The organism is Kitasatospora sp. NPDC018058 (assembly GCF_044327205.1).
Taxonomy (GTDB): Bacteria; Actinomycetota; Actinomycetes; order Streptomycetales; family Streptomycetaceae; genus Kitasatospora.
The window spans coordinates 1-17,124 of the sequence record NZ_JBIRFA010000013.1 but is presented as its reverse complement, the minus strand read 5'-3'; the positions used below and the strand labels follow the sequence as shown (position 1 = coordinate 17,124).

Genomic DNA, 17,124 nt, shown 5'->3' with positions numbered 1-17,124 from the left:
CCGACAGCGCACCCCCGGTGCGCGCGGTGGCACACCGGGGGCGCGTGGCGACGCCGTCGAGGTCAGCCGAGCGAGGCCCAGTTGTCGCAGGTGCGGTCGCCGTCGACCAGGCGGTCCGGGTGGCCGCTGCCGTCGGCGATCGAGATCCGGCGGTAGCTCTGGCCGCAGAACACCCAGTACTCGCTGTTCCCGCCGACCCGCTGGCGGTCCGGGACGGGCAGGAAGCAGTCCACCCGGCTCAGGCCGTTCAGCGAGGTCCACTGGGAGAGCTCACGGTCGGTGCGCTCGCGCACGTCGGTGTGCCCGGAGCCGTCCGCGATCGAGATCAGCCGGTACTGCTGGCGGCCGCTGGTGGTGTGGAAGCACCAGTACCAGCTCTTGCCGCCGACCCGCTGCTGGTCCGGCACCGGCAGCCAGCAGTCGACCTGGCCGACGCCGCTGAGTGAGCCCCAGTTGGTGAGGTCGCGGTCCGGGCGCTCCAGCGTGGTGGTGTACCGGCCGGCGCCGCAGGTGATCGAGACCAGCCGGTACTGCTGGCGTCCGCCGGTGCTGTGGAACACCCAGTACCAGCTCTTGCCGCCCGGGTCCTGCTGGTCCGGGACGGGCAGGACGCAGTCCACCCGGCCGACGCCCTGCAGACAGGTCCAGGTGTTCAGCCAGGTGTCGTCCTCGACCCTGCGGTCGGTGTGGGCGGCGCCGTCGGCCACCGAGATCAGCCGGCAGCGGTCGCCGTGGAAGGCCCAGTACTGGCTCTGGCCGCCCCGGCGGTACTGGTCCGGGACGGTGACGAACTCGTCGCAGGGGTAGGCCTTCACCGGCTGGGGCTTGGGCTGGCCGCCGCCCTGCGGGGTCGTGGTCTGCCCGCCGGTCTGCGTGCCGGTCTGGCCGCCGGTCTGCGTGGTGGTCTGCCCGACCGGGGTGAGCCGGCCCTCGCAGAGCCCGCGCAGGATGCTGAGCGAGGGCATGAAGGCGTACACCGAGCCGGTGGTCTGGACGAACTGCGCGAAGCTCAGCGGGGTGTGCTCGATCAGGCCGCCCGCGTTCCGGCTCTCGTAGTCGACCGGGGTGACCTCGCCGGTGTCCGGGTTCGTGCAGTTCTGGGTGACGGGGTCCCGGCCGGGCACCAGCCTGGGCTTGGCGTGCCCGGGCGGGGTGGCTCCCCCACTGTCCCGGTTCGGCGGGAAGTTCGGCTGGTCCATCCAGTCGACCTGGATGAACTCGAACTGCCGCTGGATGTCCGCCTGGTAGCAGATGAACAGCAGGCCGCGCGGGTCGTCCGGGCCGCCCGGGCCCTCGGAGGCCGGGTCGAACGGGGCTCCGTACGGGGTGCCGCGGCGCATGATGCGCCGGCCGTTGAGGACGTCGGCGTCCAGCGGGGGCTTGTCCGGGGCTTCCTGCAGACCGGCCCGCGGTTCGGTCTTGCGCAGGTGCGACCAGAGCGGGGTGGCCAGGCCCTCCGGGTCGTCCCGGAAGTTGAAGTCGTTGTCCTTGGCGGCGTCCGGGTTGTTCGGCACGTCCCGGTCCGGGTGCTTGCAGACCGGGGCGCCGGAACGCCAGCGGCCGACCATCCGGGCGGCCAGCCACTCGGTGGTGGCGTGGTCCGGGACGGCCTTGGCGTTCCTGAGCTCCTGGAGCTTGACCGCGACCTGCGACCACCAGCCGGGGACGTCCTGGGCGAGCCGGCGGATCACCTGGAAGGAGCCGTTGCGGGCCCACTCGGGGTACTGGCTCGGGGGGCCGCTGAACCGGTCGTTCTCCAGGCCGCAGACGAACTCGCCGGCCGGGATCAGCCGGGTGCCCGGGTGGCCGTCCACCTCGTCCGGCTTGCTCGGGTCGGGCCTGTCGAAGCCCCGGATGCCGGGCTCGCTGATGCCGTCCTTGAAGCCGAAGTGCTCCTTGCCGCGCCGACTGCCCAGCAGGGTCTGGGCGTTCTGCTGGTAGACGATCAGCACCCGGCACTCGGCCGCGGCGATCCGCTGCGCCTCGATCGCCGACTGGAGGTCCCGCTCGGTGTCCGCCGAGATCTTCAGCACGGCGTGGATCGGCTGGTTCTTCCCGTTGCCGAACAGCCAGTTGTCCGGGGAGTTGTCGCCGGTGTCGCCGAGGGCGCCGGCCCGCTGGGCCGAGCCCTCCTTGAAGGCCTCCAGGCCGCCGCCGACCGGCGGGGCGGTCGGGAACGGATCGGTGGAGGCCAGCATCCGCAGACCCTCGAAGGTGAAGCTGACGCCCAGCCAGGTGGCGGTCAGCGATGTGGGGTCGTCGCCCCCGGAGGCCTGTTTGGCCTCGCTGAACTTCTCGTTGAACGCGGCGACCTCGCGGGTGGTGGAGACCTGCGGGGTCAGCCTGCGCAGCCAGTCGCGGGCCCGGGCGGCGTCCTCGAACTTGAGGAACAGGACGCTGACGTTGTCCTTCTTGAAGCCGGCGAGGATGTCGCCCTGGATCTCCTCGCTGTCGCGCAGGCTCAGATCCGTGCTCATGGGTGGGGTGTCCTTTCTGGGCGGGGGATCAGACCGAGGGGGTGAGCTGGATCCACTGCGCGACGCTGGGCACGCCCTTGTCGCTGAGCAGGAAGAGCATGTACCAGCCGGGCGGCGCGGCCTTGGCGTCCGGCGGGGCCTGGAACTCCAGCCGGTTGCCGGCCCGGCTGGTGAGCCGCAGGTCGATGTGGCGCTGGCTGGTGTTGACCGAGTGGGTGGAGGTGGTCGGCGCCAGCAGGACGGCCTTGGCGGCCAGGCCAGGGGTGGTGCTGGTGACGGTGAACTTCCGGTCGTAACCGACCGGCGCGGTGGGCGCGTTGGCCAGCGCGGGCCGGTCGCCCTGGTGCAGGTAGGCCGGCTCGTAGATCTCGATGGTGCCGTTCATGTTCACCGGCCCGGAGGTGCCCGGGATGCCGCTCACGGTGCCGTCGATGTCCGTGTTGTTGGCCATCTGCTGGAGCTCGTCACCGGTCACCATGATCCGGCCGTCCGGCAGCACCACGGCGTTGGAGTGGTAGCCGCGCGGCAGTCGCTGGACCGGGCCGAGCTGCCAGTCGCCCTGGTCGTCGCGCAGCTCGATCTGCCGGTACTTGAGGTCGGCGTTCGGGTTGTACGGGCCGTTGCCGTAGTCGCGGATGTCGTAGGCGCCGTTGACCGTCATCAGCCGGCCGTTGGGCAGCAGGATGGTGTCGTCCTGGGTGCGGCCGAAGGCGCGCGACTTCGCGGCGGTCCAACTGCCGTTGGAGAAGCGCAGGGTGCTCGGGTTGTCCCGGTCGCCGCCGAGGACCAGCGCGGAGTCCGGACCGTTGGCGCCCGCGGGCAGCATCACGGCGGAGCCGTAGTTGCGCTTGCGGCCGTCCGGGCGGGCGGTCAGGTCGGTGCGGGTCTCGGCGACCGGGTCGAACTTCCACTGCTCGGCGGCCTGGCGGCCGAAGCCGTAGACGTTGCCGTCGTTGAGCGAGAACAGGTGCGGGTAGTCGGTGGTGAACGGGGCGTTCACCTTGAACCGCTCGACCGGGGTGTCCTTGGGGGTGTCGGTCTTCTTCACCGGCACCCCGAAGGCCTTGGCGGGGAAGCGCTCGACCACCGGGGTGGGGGTGCCGTAGCCCAGTTCGGACTGGCCGGACATGATCAGCTGTCGGCCGTCGGCGCCGGTCACCACCGAGGGGTACCAGCGGCCCACCGACATGTCGGGGTTGCGGGTCCAGGTCTCGGTCCACGGGTCGAAGATCAGCGAGAGCTTGGCGCCGGTGCCGCCGTTGCCGCCCAGGTTGCCGCCGAAGACACCGACCATGCCGTTGGGCAGGAAGGAGTGGCCGGAGCAGAAGAACGGCACCGGGCGCGGCTCGCCCAGGCCGTCCGGCATGTCCGAGACCGGCGGGTTGACCTGCTTGAAGGCGTCCCTCTCGGTGCCCTTGGAGGGGTCCCAGAGGAAGGCCCGGCCGGCGTTCTCCTTGCCGGTGGTCTGGGTGGGGGCGGGCTCCTTCTCCGGGTTGGTCTCGATCCGCTCGAAGGAGAACAGCAGCACCTTGCCGGTCGGCAGTAGGGCCACGTGGTCGCCGAAGTCGGGGGAGGGGAAGTACTCCTTGAACGCCCCCCAGGTCTCCGGGGCGAAGGCCTTGTTGTGGTCGGCCTGGGACGTGGTCAGGGCGTTGTACCGGTTGGTCCGGGTGGTCTGCGGGTAGTCGCCGATGCCGCGGACGGCCGCGCGCATCCGGGCGTGCTCCTCGGCGTGCTCCTGGCCGAGGGCGGCGACCTCGTCCTGCCGCAGTTCCTCGGCCACCCGGCGGGAGTCGACGTGCGGGGTGAGGTCGTCCCCGCCGTGGGCGACGGCCGGTGCGACGGCACTCAGCAGGGTGCCGGCGGTGACCGCGAGGACGACGGCGGTGGCCGACAGCCGGCGGCCGGCCCGGGACGGGGGCTGCGGGCCCGGCGGGGGCGGGGACGGGGACATGGGTCTCCTAAGGAAGGGGCGTTCAGGGGGTGTTCGGGTGAGGGGTGTCCGGGGGGAGGGGTGGCGAATGCGGACGGAGGGCCGTGGGCGGGCGCGGTCCAGCGATGGTCGCCGACCGTCACAGAACATCACAGCGCGTGGTGGTTCGCATGCGCATGCACCCCTTGGGGCGGTCCCGTTCCGGAGGTGCGCTTGAACGGCGGAAGGGGCGCGAACAGACCGGTCCGCGCCCCTTCCGCGCCCTGCCCCCGGCGCGGGCCACATCCCCTACGGCGCGCTCACACCACGCCCAGCGCGTACGCGGCGAAGAGCGCCGCCGCGGTTCCGGCCGCCGCCTTGCCCGGTCGGGAGAAGGCCGTCCAGGGACCGTCGAAGTGCCGGGTGAACCATCCGACCGCCACCAGGGCGGCTCCGAACAGCGGAAGCAGCGCCAGCCGGGCGACCACCCAGCCGAGCGAGTCCGGCGCGGTGGTCAGTCCCGGGACGGCGCCCAGGCCGGCCGCGCCGGGCACCGCCACCGCGAGCATCGCGCTCTGGTGCCAGCAGAAGATCGTCATCGCCGACAGGTTGACCACCACCACCGGCAGCCACAGCAGCGGACGGCGGGTCAGCAACCGGCCCAGCCGCTCCCGCAGCAGCACCGCGGCGCCGCACTGCACCGCCGCCAGGGCGAGCACCAGCAGGGACGGCGGGTGCGAGTTGGTCCGCTCGACGCCGGGGACGCCGACCATGCTGGCCGGGTAGTGGAACACCACCAGCAGCGCGGCGAACAGCGCGCCGCCGCCGAGCAGCAGCGCCCGGGCGGCCGGGCGGCCGAGCCGCCCCCGCGCCCACAGCACGCCCAGCTGGTAGCCGAACAGCCAGCCCGGCAGGATGTTCAGCAGCCCGACCCAGGACGGCACCGCCTCGGCCCACGGCCCGTACCGCAGCACGTCGACGACCGCGACCACGGCCACCAGCAGGCCCGCCGACCAGCCGCCCAGCCGCCGGGCGAACGCGACACAGAGCGGGGTGAGCGCGGTCAGCCCCAGGTAGACCCCGATGTACCAGAGCGGCTGCACCACCAGCGTGGCGCCGGTGCGCAGGGTGTCCACCGGGACGCCGAGCCGGGGCAGCAGCGGGATCAGGGGCGCCCAGAGCGCCGTCACCCCGAGCACCGGGCGCAGCAGCCGGATCGTACGGCCGCGCAGCCAACTCCCGTAGGTCAGACCCTTCTCCCGGGCCCGCTCCAGCGAGCGGACCGAGGAGTGGCCGCCGACCAGGAAGAACACCCCGAGCATCTGCAGCACCCAGCTGACCGGGGCGAAGAAGCCGAGCGAGGAGAGCGGGCTGGCGTTGTGCAGGGCGCCGTCGGGGGTGCGGGTGAGGCCGCCGAGCATCCAGTGCCCGATCGGCACCGAGAGCAGGGCGAGGGCGCGCAGCCCGTCCAGGGCGCGGTCGCGGGTCTCGGGGGTGCGCGCGTCGACCTTCGCGGCGGCGCGGCGCAGGGTGGTGAGCGGGTGGGCCATGGCGGTGCTCCTTCCAGGGTCAGCCGCGCCCGAGGGCGATGGCGGCGTAGGCGGCGAGCGAGGCGGTGCCGGGGGCGAAGTAGCCGGAGTGGCCGTGGGATCCGGTGGCGGGCAGCGGGCGGGCGCCGAAGCCGGGGTCGGTCGGGTCGGCGCCGTGGCCGAGGCCGAGCAGCCGGACGTTGGGCACGTTGCCGATCCAGTCCGAGCCGTTGCGGGCGGTGGCCCAGAGCGGGACGCGCGGGTCGAGGTCGGCGGCCGAGTCGACGCCCATGCCGGGCGAGCCGAGCACCACCACGCCGGAGGCCTGGTCCGGGTTCGGGCGGGCCAGGCCGCAGACCACCGAGCCGTAGCTGTGGCAGAGGACCGTGGCCGGGGCCTGCGGGCGGGTGCTGACGGCGAGTCCGTCGAGCAGTCGGGTCAGCCGGGTGGCGCCGGCCCGGGCGAGGTCCTCGGTGGCGGCGTCCGGACCGAGGCCGACCGGGGTGGTGTAGCCGGCCCAGGCGATCACGGCGGTCCGCCCGTCGGTGGCCCCGTACAGGGCGCGGGCCATTCCGGCGGGGGCGCCGTACGGGTCGCCGGCGCGGTCGAAGCTCAGCAGGTCGATGTCCGAGCCGGGGACGATCACGGCGGTGTGGCGGGCGGTGGCGAGGTCGCCGTACACCTCGGCGACCTGGCCGCGGCCGCGCGGGTCGAAGGCGAGGATCTGCCGGCCGCCGTCCAGCAGGGTGCGGTAGCGCTCGGCGCGGGTGCGGGCGGCCCGGTGGTCCTGCGGGGTGAGTGCCGGGTCGGCGGCCCGGGCGAGTTCCCGTTCGCGCTCGGCGGTGAGGGCCAGGGTGTTGGCGCGGTAGCGGAGTCGGACCGGGGCGCCGTCCAGGTTGCCGACCGTCAGCGGGTGCCGGACGGCCAGGGCGTCCTGCTGGGCGGGCGCCAACGCGGCGAAGAAGTCCCCGACCCGGGCCGGGGTGGCGGTGGCCGGGTCGGGCGTCCGGAGGCCGAAGGCGGTGTCGGCGGTCCAGGCGGCGCTGCCGGGTGGCGGGCCGGTGAGGGCGGTCTGGGTGTCGGCGGCCCAGCTGCCCGTGCCGAGCAGCGCCGCCAGCGCCAACGCGGTGGCGGCGATCGCCCGCCTGGTCCGGAACGTGCGCATGTCCCTGCTCTCCCTCGTCCGTTCGGCTGCCGACTTCGGTTGTCGACGGGGAGGAAGGTAGGAATGCGACGGCCCCGCGGGCGTCACACCGTGGGGCCAAGTGCCGGGTGCTACCCGGGTATCAGGCGCGCCCCGAGCGCCTCTCGGAGGCGAGTGGGCGGGGTGCGTCTACTGGCCGGGGGTCACCAGGCCGGACTCGTAGGCCAGTACCACGGCCTGGGCGCGGTCGCGCAGGTCGAGCTTGGCGAGGATGCGTCCGATGTGGGTCTTGACGGTCTGTTCGGCGAGCACCAGCTGCCCGGCGATCTCCTGGTTGGACAGGCCGCGGGCGATCAGCTCCAGCACCTCGGTCTCGCGCGGGGTCAGGCCGTTGAGCCGCAGCTTGGGGTCGCGACGCTTGGCCGGGCGGCTGCGGGCGAAGTCCTCGATCAGCCGGCGGGTCACCGAGGGGGCGAGCAGCGCCTCGCCGGCCGCGACCACCCGGACCGCGGCGATCAGGTCGGCCGGCGGGGCGTCCTTGAGCAGGAAGCCGCTGGCCCCGGCGCGCAGCGCCTCGTACACGTAGTCGTCCACGTCGAAGGTGGTCAGCATCAGCACCTTGGGCCGGTGGGCGCCGCCGCCTCCCCGACTGCCGGTGGCCGGGTCGAGCAGCCGCCGGGCCGCCTCCAGGCCGTCCATGACGGGCATCCGGACGTCCATCAGCACCAGGTCCGGGTGGGTGCGTCCGGTGACCTCCAGCGCCTGGGCGCCGTCCGCCGCGTCCCCCACCACGTCGATGTCGCTCTGGGCGTTGAGCAGGGCGGCGAAGCCGGCCCGCACCATGGCCTGGTCGTCGACGATGATCACGCGGATGGTCATGCGGGTGTCTCCCGAGGGGTGTTCGGGCCGTCGAGGCCGTCGAGGCCGTCGAGCGGCAGGACGGCGGCCACCTTGAAGCCGCCGTCCGGCAGCGGGTCGGTGTCCAGCCTGCCATCGACCAGCCGGACGCGTTCCCGCATTCCGACCAGACCCTGTCCGGTGCCCTCGACCGAGGCCTCCAGTGACTCGGTGCGTTGCGGCGGCGGCGCGTTGACCACGGTCAGCCGCAGTTCCCGGCCGTCCGCCGAGACCGACACCCAGGTGCGCGCGCCGGGGGCGTGCCGGACCACGTTGGCCAGCGCCTCCTGCACGATCCGGTAGACGGACAGGCCGACGGCCGGCGGCACCCGCTCGGCCAGCCCCTCGTCCACGGTCAGCTCGGCGGGCACCCCGGCCCGCCCCACCGTCTCGACCAGCTGGGCGAGTTGGCCCACCCCGGGCTGCGGGGTCTTCTCCGCGGTGGACTCCTCGCTGCGCAGCACGCCGAGCAGCCGCCGCATCTCGGCCAGCGCCCCCCGGGCGGCGTCGGCGATGGTGCCGAACTCCTCGGCGGCGTCGGCCGGTACGCCCTCGATCCGGTAGGGCGCGCTGGCGGCCTGGACGGCGATCACCGACATGTGGTGGGCCACCACGTCGTGCAACTCCCGGGCGATCCGGGCGCGTTCCTCCAGCAGGGTGCGCCGCTCGCGTTCGACCTCGCTGATGTGCTCCTGTTCGGAGAGCAGCCGGCGGGCCACCGCGCGGTCCCGGACGGCCCAGCCGAGCAGCAGCGCGGCGCCGCTGAGCGCGATCAGCAGCATGGTGGTGCCGTCGCCGGACCGGGGCAGGCCGAGAGTGGTGGTGAGCGCGGTGAGCAGGACGGTGGCGATCCAGACCGAGACCACGGTGGCCCGGCTCTCCCGCAAGGCCAGGGCGAGCAGCAGGAAGACGTACGCGAGGATCATCGGCGCCGTCCACGGCCAGGTGCCGGTCACCTGGTGGTGGCGGGCGGTGATGGCGCCGGTGGTGACCAGCGTGGCGGCGCTGATCCACCAGGCGGCCAGCGGCCGGGTGATGGCGAGGAACAGCGGCGTGGTCTGGGCGACGGTGAGCGCGGCGGCCACCGGCAGCACCATGCCGTAGAAGTTCACCAGGGTGGCGATCCCGCTGGGGATCAGCCCGGTCTGCAGCAGCGTGGCGATGACGTACGGGATCCGGCGGACCCAGGGCCGGCGCGACTCCCCGAGCAGCGGGGTGTGGTCGTGGCTCGGGGTGGTCAGATGGTGCCGCAGGGCGCGGAGTTGACGGCGGGCGTACCTGTGGGCGTCGGCTTTGGTGAGCGTCTTCATCGCGGGCCAGCCTAGGAGGGCGGGCCCACGCCGGTCGTCGGACTGGAGCGCGAACTTCCGGGGGCTACCCGGGTACGGGGTGATACCCGGGTACTACGAGCGCCAGTGGCCGGCCAGGGCCGGGCCGAGCTGGTCGAAGTGGCGCTCGATCACCGCGACCATGCCCTCGGGCCCGGCCGGCTCCTGTTCGGCGGTCCAGGACAGGTGGGCGGCGCGCAGCAGGCTGCCGAAGACGGCGGCCAGCACGACCGGGCGCAGGTCCTCGGCCGGGTCCAGCCCCTCGCGCTCGGCGAGCACCTGGACCACCAGCCGCTCCTGCTCGGTGACCCGGCGCAGATGGGCGGCCAGCAGCGCGGGCGTCTCCTCGATGATCCGCAGCAGTTCCAGGGCGCTGCTGATCGAGCCGGGGCCGGAGGTCCGCGCGTTCCCGAGGTCGCGCCAGGCCTTGACGATCGAGGCGCGCAGGGCCTGGAGCGGGGTCTCCTCGGCGGGGCGGCGGCGCAGGCACTCGATGAAGTAGTCCTCGGCGTCGGCCATCACGGCGAGCGCGACCTCGTCCTTGTTGGCGAAGTAGCGGAAGAAGGTGCGCTGGGAGACGTCCACGGCGGAGGCGATCTCGTCGACGGTGGTGCGGGCGAAGCCCTGGCTCAGGAAGAGCAGGTGGGCGGCCTGGACCAGGGCGTCCCGGGTCTGCTGCTTCTTGCGCTCCCGCAGTCCGGGCGCCCGGCCGAGGTCCTCCGGGGTGCCGACGGGGCGGGGGGTGTGAGCGGCCATGGCGGGGCCTTCCGGGGCGCTGGTGTGGCGGGTGGGAGGACAACCTTAGCTTCCTGACAAATGTCAGTGCAGGTCAGAAGTCATTGTTTGCCAAATGTCAGAGGCTGACATAATCTCCCGTGAGTGGCGCTCGTCGGCCGGGCACTCGTGGGGACGGGTGGGCCGTCGCAGCGCCACGACCACGTCCGCTCGGTTCCGATCTCCGACGCACGCCCCGGAGGGCCCCAGATGAGCCAGTCCGTCGTCAAGAACTCCAAGGCGGACACACCGCCGCCGCCGAATCCACCGATCGGGGGAGGGCTCAAGGGGCACCCGTGGCTGACCCTGCTGACCGTCGCGGTCGGCGTGATGATGGTGGCCCTGGACGGCACGATCGTCGCCATCGCCAACCCGGTGATCCAGGAGAAGCTGCACGCCGCGCCGTCCGAGATCCAGTGGGTCACCAGCGGCTACCTGCTGGCGCTGGCGGTCTTCCTGATCACCGCCGGCAAGATCGGTGACCGCTTCGGCCACAAGAACACCTTCCTGGTCGGCGCGGTCGGCTTCGCCGCGACCTCGGCCGCGATCGGCTTCGCCGGCAACATCCAGACCGTGATCGCCTTCCGCGTCCTGCAGGGCCTGTTCGGCGCGCTGCTCCAGCCGGCCGCGCTCGGCCTGCTGCGCGGGGCCTTCCCGGCCGAGCGGCTCAACATGGCGATCGGCATCTGGGGCGGCGTGATCGGCGCCTCCACCGCGGCCGGCCCGATCGTCGGCGGCCTGCTGGTCGAGCACGTCAACTGGGAGTCGGTCTTCTTCATCAACGTCCCGGTCGGACTGATCGCACTGGCCCTGGGCCTGTGGATCCTCAAGGACGTGCGGGCCGAGAACGCCGCCAAGTCCTTCGACCTGCCGGGCATCGCGCTGCTCTCGGTCGGGATGTTCGCGCTGGTCTTCGGCATCATCAAGGCCCCCGAGTGGGGCTGGGGCGACACCAGGACGCTGCTGTTCCTGGGCGGTGCGGTGCTGCTGATGGTGCTGTTCGCGCTCTGGCAGGGCCGTGCGAAGGAGCCGCTGATCCCGCTCAGCCTGTTCCGCTCGGTGCCGCTGTCGGCGGGCGTGCTGCTGATGGTGCTGATGGCCTTCGCGTTCTTCGGCGCGATCTTCTTCGTGACCTTCTACCTGCAGAACGTGCACGGGATGAAGCCGGTCGAGGCCGGCGTCCACCTGCTGCCGATGACCGGCATGATGATCATCGGCTCGCCGCTGGCGGGCCTCGCGATCGGCAGGCTCGGCCCGCGGATCCCGATCATGGTCGGGATGCTGCTCACCACCGGCGCGATGGTCGGCATGTCCACCCTGGACACCGGATCCGGCACCGGCGTGATGTCGCTCTGGTTCGTCCTGATGGGTCTCGGCATCAGCCCGGTCATCGTCGGTGCCACCGAGGTCATCGTCGGCAACGCCCCGCTGGAGCTGTCCGGCGTGGCCGGCGGCCTGCAGCAGGCCGCGATGCAGGTCGGCGGCAGCCTCGGCACCGCCGTGCTGGGCGCGCTGATGGCCGCCAAGGTCGGCGACGTGCTGCCCGGCAACTGGGCCAAGGCCGGTCTGCGGCCGGCCGAGGGCCCGCAGGCCGACGGCCTCAAGCAGGCCGCCCAGCTCGGCATCACCCCGCCGGCCCCGCCCGGTACCCCGCAGCAGGCGGTGGACGCGATGGCCGGCGCCGTGCACCAGTCCTTCGTCAGCGGCATGTCGCTCGCCTTCGCGGTGGCCGCCGTGGTGGCCTTCGCCGCCGCCCTGCTCGCCCTGCTCACCCGCCGCGGCAGCACCGACGCGGGCCCGGCCGTGCACATCTGACCAGGTCCGGAAGAGGAAACCGAAAGGGCCGGACCCCCGCGAGGGGTCCGGCCCTTTCCGGCACTAGCCGGTGATCAGGCGTCGCCGCCGGCGGCGCCCGGGTCGGCCGCGGCCACGTCCAGCAGCTGGTAGCGGTCGATCGCGTCCTTCAGCGCCGAGCGGTCGATCTTGCCCTGCTTGGCGAGCTCGGTGAGCACCGCCAGGACGACCGACTGGGCGTCGATGTGGAAGAAGCGACGGGCCGCGCCACGGGTGTCGGCGAAGCCGAAGCCGTCGGCACCCAGCGACTGGTACTGACCCGGCACCCAGCGGGCGATCTGGTCCGGCACCGCGCGCATCCAGTCGGACACGGCGACGAACGGGCCCTCGGCGCCCTGGAGCTTCTGGGTCACGTACGGCACGCGCTGCTGCTCCTCGGGGTGCAGCAGGTTGAACTCCTCGGACTCCACCGCCTCGCGGCGCAGCTCGTTCCAGGAGGTCGCGGACCAGACGTCGGCCTTGACGTTCCACTCCTCGGCGAGGATGCGCTGGGCCTCCAGGGCCCACGGCACCGCCACGCCGGAGGCGAGGATCTGGGCCGGGATCTGGCCGGCGGCGCCCGGCGCGTACTTGTGCAGACCCTTGAGGATGCCCTCGACGTCCACGTTCTCGGGCTCGGCCGGCATCTTGATCGGCTCGTTGTAGACGGTGAGGTAGTAGAACACGTCCTCGCCGTTCGGGTGCTCGGCGCTGGAGCCGTACATCCGACGCAGACCGTCCTGGACGATGTGCGCGATCTCGAAGCCGTACGCCGGGTCGTACGCGACGACGCCGGGGTTGGTCGAGGCCAGCAGGTGCGAGTGGCCGTCGGCGTGCTGCAGGCCCTCACCGGTCAGCGTGGTGCGACCGGCGGTGGCGCCGATCACGAAGCCGCGGGCCAGCTGGTCGGCCATCTGCCAGAACTGGTCGCCGGTGCGCTGGAACCCGAACATCGAGTAGAAGACGTACACCGGGATCAGCGGTTCGCCGTGGGTCGAGTAGGACGAGCCGGCGGCGATCAGCGAGGCGGTGCAGCCGGCCTCGGAGATGCCGTCGTGCAGCATCTGGCCGGTCGGCGACTCCTTGTAGGCCAGCAGCAGGTCGCGGTCGACCGACTCGTAGGTCTGGCCCAGCGGGTTGTAGATCTTCGCCGACGGGAAGAGCGAGTCCATGCCGAAGGTGCGGTACTCGTCCGGCGCGATCGGCACGAAGCGGTTGCCGATGCCCTTGTCCCGCATGAGGTCCTTGAGCAGCCGGACGAACGCCATGGTGGTGGCGATGGTCTGGTTGCCGGAACCCTTCTTGACCGCCTTGTACGCGTCGTCGCCCGGCAGCTCCAGCTTGCGCGGGCGCACCTTGCGGGTCGGCATGTAGCCGCCGAGCTCCTGGCGGCGGTCGTGCATGTACTGGATCTCTTCCGAGTCGCGGCCCGGGTGGTAGTAGGGCGGGTAGCCCTCTTCGAGCTGCTTGTCGGTGATCGGCAGGTGCAGCCGGTCGCGGAAGCGCTTCAGGTCCTCGACCGTCAGCTTCTTCATCTGGTGGGTGGCGTTGCGGCCCTCGAAGTTGGGGCCCAGCGTCCAGCCCTTGACCGTCTGGGCCAGGATGACCGTCGGCTGGCCCTTGTGCTCGCGGGCCGCCTTGAACGCCGCGTAGATCTTCTTGTGGTCGTGGCCGCCGCGACCCAGGTACTGGATCTGCTGGTCGGTCATGTTCTCGACCATGGCGCGCAGGCGCAGGTCGCCGCCGAAGAAGTGTTCGCGGATGTAGTCGCCGGACTCGGTGGCGTAGGTCTGGAACTGGCCGTCCGGGGTGGTGTTCATCTTGTTCACCAGGACGCCGTCGCGGTCCTGTGCGAGCAGCGGGTCCCAGCTGCGGTCCCAGATGAGCTTGATCACGTTCCAGCCGGCGCCCCGGAACTGGGACTCCAGCTCCTGGATGATCTTGCCGTTGCCGCGGACCGGACCGTCCAGGCGCTGCAGGTTGCAGTTGACCACGAAGGTCAGGTTGTCCAGGCCCTCGCGGGCGGCCAGCGACAGCTGGCCGAGCGACTCGGGCTCGTCCATCTCGCCGTCGCCGAGGAAGGCGTACACGTGCGAGTCGGAGGTGTCCTTGATGCCGCGGTGCTCCAGGTAGCGGTTCATCCGCGCCTGGTAGATCGCGCCGAGCGGGCCGAGGCCCATCGAGACGGTCGGGAACTCCCAGAAGTCCGGCATCAGCCGCGGGTGCGGGTAGCTGGACAGGCCGTACGGGGCCTTCGACTTCTCCTGGCGGAACGCGTCGAGCTGCTGCTCGCTGAGTCGGTCCAGCAGGAAGGCGCGGGCGTAGATGCCGGGGGAGGCGTGACCCTGGAAGAAGATCTGGTCGCCGGACTCGCCCTCGGCGTCCTTGCCGCGGAAGAAGTAGTTGAAGCCGACGTCGTAGAGCGACGCGGAGGAGGCGAAGGTGGCGATGTGGCCACCGACGCCGATGCCCGGGCGCTGCGCCCGGGAGACCATGACGGCCGCGTTCCAGCGGGTCGCGTTGAGGATCTTGCGCTCGATCTCCTCGTTGCCGGGGAAGAACGGCTCGTCCTTGGTCGCGATGGTGTTGACGTAGTCCGTGCTGCGCATCTCGGGCACGGCGACACGCTTCTCGCGGGCGCGCTCGATCAGCCGCAGCATCAGGTAACGGGCACGCTCACGCCCCCGCTCGTCGATGGCCGCATCGAGCGACTCCAGCCATTCCGCGGTCTCCTCGGGATCGAAGTCCGGGACCTGACTCGGAAGGCCGCCAATGATGATCGGGTTGCGATCGGATCCGGAAGCCACGCTGTTCCTTCACTGTCGGTCGAAACTGAGGTGTGTCGCGCCGCCTCCATCGTGCTACCGCGCTCGGAGATCCGTCATCTCTACCGATCGGTAACCGTTCCGCCTGGTGGGCGGGTCGGTCTGGTGGCGCACGGTGCGGGCGTCTTCGTCCGCTCCGAACACCCCCGGGTGTTACGAAAAGAGGTGGTCCGACCTGGTGTCCCGTCCGCCCGATGGCGGGCGGCCGGGGTGAGGGCCAACAGGAGACTCTACGCCCGCGCATGCGCGGACCCCGAATGCCGTTCGCATCTCGGGCACACGTACGACCTGTGGGCCGGGACCACCCGAAGCATCCTTGTCTCACGCAGAGAAGGGCAAATCGATGTGATTCCCGACACGTCGACCGGCGTGTCCCGGTGCGACACGTCAACCTTTGGAGGGGATCGGCGGTCGGGTACTTGCGCGAACCGCCGCGCCCGTGTGGACTACGGCCACAGCCCCGGCATGGACGCCGGGCCGAATACTGGAGGTTATTCCCGTGAGCGCGACCGCGGACCCCGCGGACAAGTCCAACCCGGCGACCCGTCTCGGCTTCGAAGAGGGCCAGATCGTCCAGGAGCTGGGGTACGACGACGACACTGACCAGGATCTCCGCGAGGGCATCGAGGAGATCACCGGGACGGATCTTGTCGACGAGGACTACGACGACGTCGCGGACGCCGTCCTGCTGTGGCACCGCGACGACGACGGGGACCTCACCGACTCCCTCGTCGACGCCCTGGAGTACCTGGCCGAGGGCGGTCTGATCTGGCTGCTGACGCCCAAGACCGGCCGCGACGGCCACATCGAGGCCTCCGACATCGCGGACGCGGCGAAGACCGCCGGCCTGTCGCAGACCAGCTCGATCGCGATCGCCAAGGACTGGGCGGCCACCCGCCTGGCCACCAAGTCCACGGCCAAGCAGCCCAAGCAGCGCTGAACGGACCCTGAGCCCCGCGCCGGGCCCCGTCGGAGCACTCCTCCGGCGGGGCCCGGCGCTTTTCGCGTGACGGCCCTGTTTCGCGTGGCGGCCCCGCGCGCGGTTCGCGGCGGGGGCGTTCGAGCCGAGGCTGTTCGCCGAGGGCGAAAGGGCTGGGCCGCCCGGCGGCACGGGTCATCCGTTCGGTCGAACGTCCTTAAGCGAATGCGAGGATGTGCCCTGCCGCGCCGCCGCGCGGCCCGGTCGCGTCGAGATCGCGCCGGAGTCGCGTCCCAGTCGCGTCAGAAAGGTCCCGCTCATGGCCATCGAGGTCGGCACCCCGGCTCCGGACTTCCAGCTCAGCACCCAGCACGGGGAGACCGTCCGGCTGGCCGACTTCCGCGGCGACAAGCACGTGGTGCTGGTCTTCTACCCGTTCGCCTTCACCGGTGTGTGCACCGGCGAGCTGGGCGCCATCCAGCGGGAGCTGGCCGGGCTGCAGAACGACGGGGTCCAGGTGCTCGGCGTCTCCTGCGACTCGCAGTTCAGCCAGCGCGTCCTGGCCGACCGGGAGGGCCTGGAGTTCCCGCTGCTCGCCGACTTCTGGCCGCACGGCGAGGTCGCCCGGGCCTACGGCGTGCTGGACGAGGAGAAGGGCTGCCCGCTGCGCGGCACCTTCGTGATCGACAAGGCCGGCACGGTGCGCTGGAGCGTCGTCAACGGCCTCCCGGACGCCCGGGACGAGCAGGAGTACCTGAAGGTCCTCGCCGCCCTCTGAGGCCCCCGGCCGGGCCTTCGGAGGTGTGTCGGCCCCCGTTCGGAGGTGTGTACGGGAACCGGGCACTACGCTCGGGCCGTTGGCGGGTGGGGCGTACGTCCGTTTCCGGCGGGTGGGCGCCTCGAACCGCACCACCGCGGGGGCACCAGCCGTGCCTCCCGATTCTTGGAGGACAAGTGGGAGTCAGCCTCAGCAAGGGCGGAAACGTCTCGCTCACCAAGGAGGCCCCCGGGCTCCAGGCCGTCGTGGTCGGCCTGGGCTGGGACGTCCGGACCACCACCGGGACGGACTTCGACCTGGACGCCAGCGCGCTGCTCTGCAACGACCAGGGCAAGGTCGCCTCGGACGGCAACTTCGTGTTCTTCAACAACCTGAAGAGCCCGGACGGCTCGGTCGAGCACACCGGCGACAACCGCACCGGCGAGGGCGAGGGCGACGACGAGGCGATCAAGGTCAACCTGGCCGGCGTCCCGGCGGACGTGCAGAAGATCGTCTTCCCGGTGTCGATCTACGACGCCGAGAGCCGCGGCCAGAACTTCGGCCAGGTCCGCAACGCGTTCATCCGCGTGGTGAACCAGGCCGACAGCTCGGAGCTGGCCCGCTACGACCTCTCCGAGGACGCCTCCACCGAGACCGCGATGGTCTTCGGCGAGCTGTACCGCAACGGCGCCGAGTGGAAGTTCCGCGCCATCGGCCAGGGCTACGCCT

The 17,124-nt window shown here is 72.0% G+C and carries 12 protein-coding genes; 4 read left to right on the top strand and 8 right to left on the bottom strand.

Annotation, left to right across the window (positions count from 1 at the left end):
• Positions 1-62: 62 nt before the first annotated feature.
• From ACH4E7_RS19590 to ACH4E7_RS19560, 7 genes are all read right to left on the bottom strand, one after another.
• A complete protein-coding gene (locus ACH4E7_RS19590) occupies positions 63-2,477 on the bottom strand; it encodes a Dyp-type peroxidase (RefSeq protein ID WP_396250280.1) in 2,415 nt (804 codons plus the stop codon).
• A 28-nt stretch (positions 2,478-2,505) separates the two neighbouring features.
• Positions 2,506-4,431 carry a galactose oxidase-like domain-containing protein gene (locus tag ACH4E7_RS19585; RefSeq protein ID WP_396250279.1) on the bottom strand — a complete coding sequence of 642 codons (1,926 nt, stop codon included), beginning with the start codon at positions 4,429-4,431 and terminating at the stop codon, positions 2,506-2,508.
• Positions 4,432-4,709: 278 nt separating this feature from the next.
• Positions 4,710-5,939, bottom strand: coding sequence for an acyltransferase (locus tag ACH4E7_RS19580; protein WP_396250278.1), 1,230 nt, complete (start codon positions 5,937-5,939; stop codon positions 4,710-4,712).
• 19 nt (positions 5,940-5,958) lie between these two features.
• Positions 5,959-7,083 carry an alpha/beta hydrolase gene (locus tag ACH4E7_RS19575; RefSeq protein WP_396250277.1) on the bottom strand — a complete coding sequence of 375 codons (1,125 nt, stop codon included), beginning with the start codon at positions 7,081-7,083 and terminating at the stop codon, positions 5,959-5,961.
• A 168-nt stretch (positions 7,084-7,251) separates the two neighbouring features.
• The gene (locus ACH4E7_RS19570) at positions 7,252-7,941 is read right to left on the bottom strand and encodes a response regulator (protein ID WP_396250276.1); all 690 of its coding nucleotides are present in this window, start codon (positions 7,939-7,941) and stop codon (positions 7,252-7,254) included.
• Positions 7,938-9,269: a sensor histidine kinase gene (locus ACH4E7_RS19565; RefSeq protein WP_396250275.1), complete on the bottom strand. Its 1,332-nt coding sequence runs from the start codon at positions 9,267-9,269 to the stop codon at positions 7,938-7,940. Before ACH4E7_RS19565 ends, ACH4E7_RS19570 begins: the two co-directional genes overlap by 4 nt.
• A 93-nt stretch (positions 9,270-9,362) precedes the next feature.
• Entirely contained in the window at positions 9,363-10,043 is a 681-nt protein-coding gene (locus ACH4E7_RS19560; RefSeq protein WP_396250274.1) for a TetR/AcrR family transcriptional regulator, read from the bottom strand.
• Between the two features lie 228 nt (positions 10,044-10,271).
• Here ACH4E7_RS19560 and ACH4E7_RS19555 point away from each other — a divergent pair, with 228 nt between their 5' ends.
• The gene (locus ACH4E7_RS19555; protein ID WP_396250273.1) at positions 10,272-11,876 is read left to right on the top strand and encodes an MFS transporter; all 1,605 of its coding nucleotides are present in this window, start codon (positions 10,272-10,274) and stop codon (positions 11,874-11,876) included.
• Between the two features lie 74 nt (positions 11,877-11,950).
• Here ACH4E7_RS19555 and aceE read toward each other — a convergent pair whose 3' ends face one another.
• Positions 11,951-14,701, bottom strand: coding sequence for a pyruvate dehydrogenase (acetyl-transferring), homodimeric type (gene aceE / locus ACH4E7_RS19550; RefSeq protein ID WP_396250272.1), 2,751 nt, complete (start codon positions 14,699-14,701; stop codon positions 11,951-11,953).
• A 517-nt stretch (positions 14,702-15,218) separates the two neighbouring features.
• On the opposite strand from aceE, the gene ACH4E7_RS19545 reads away from it, so the two are divergent.
• The 3 genes from ACH4E7_RS19545 to ACH4E7_RS19535 all read left to right on the top strand — a co-directional run.
• A complete protein-coding gene (locus tag ACH4E7_RS19545; protein WP_396250271.1) occupies positions 15,219-15,659 on the top strand; it encodes a DUF3052 domain-containing protein in 441 nt (146 codons plus the stop codon).
• Between the two features lie 298 nt (positions 15,660-15,957).
• Positions 15,958-16,416, top strand: coding sequence for a peroxiredoxin (locus ACH4E7_RS19540; RefSeq protein WP_396250270.1), 459 nt, complete (start codon positions 15,958-15,960; stop codon positions 16,414-16,416).
• Between the two features lie 176 nt (positions 16,417-16,592).
• The coding region (locus tag ACH4E7_RS19535) for a TerD family protein (RefSeq protein WP_396250269.1) at positions 16,593-17,124 on the top strand (532 nt) is incomplete at its 3' end.

Coding starts and splice junctions, on each gene's coding strand:
- ACH4E7_RS19540 (WP_396250270.1), top strand. CDS start 15,958: ATGGCCATCGAGGTCGGCACCCCGGCTCCGGACTTCCAGCTCAGCACC.
- ACH4E7_RS19560 (WP_396250274.1), bottom strand. CDS start 10,043: ATGGCCGCTCACACCCCCCGCCCCGTCGGCACCCCGGAGGACCTCGGC.
- ACH4E7_RS19555 (WP_396250273.1), top strand. CDS start 10,272: ATGAGCCAGTCCGTCGTCAAGAACTCCAAGGCGGACACACCGCCGCCG.
- ACH4E7_RS19570 (WP_396250276.1), bottom strand. CDS start 7,941: ATGACCATCCGCGTGATCATCGTCGACGACCAGGCCATGGTGCGGGCC.
- ACH4E7_RS19565 (WP_396250275.1), bottom strand. CDS start 9,269: ATGAAGACGCTCACCAAAGCCGACGCCCACAGGTACGCCCGCCGTCAA.
- ACH4E7_RS19590 (WP_396250280.1), bottom strand. CDS start 2,477: ATGAGCACGGATCTGAGCCTGCGCGACAGCGAGGAGATCCAGGGCGAC.
- ACH4E7_RS19585 (WP_396250279.1), bottom strand. CDS start 4,431: ATGTCCCCGTCCCCGCCCCCGCCGGGCCCGCAGCCCCCGTCCCGGGCC.
- ACH4E7_RS19575 (WP_396250277.1), bottom strand. CDS start 7,083: ATGCGCACGTTCCGGACCAGGCGGGCGATCGCCGCCACCGCGTTGGCG.
- ACH4E7_RS19580 (WP_396250278.1), bottom strand. CDS start 5,939: ATGGCCCACCCGCTCACCACCCTGCGCCGCGCCGCCGCGAAGGTCGAC.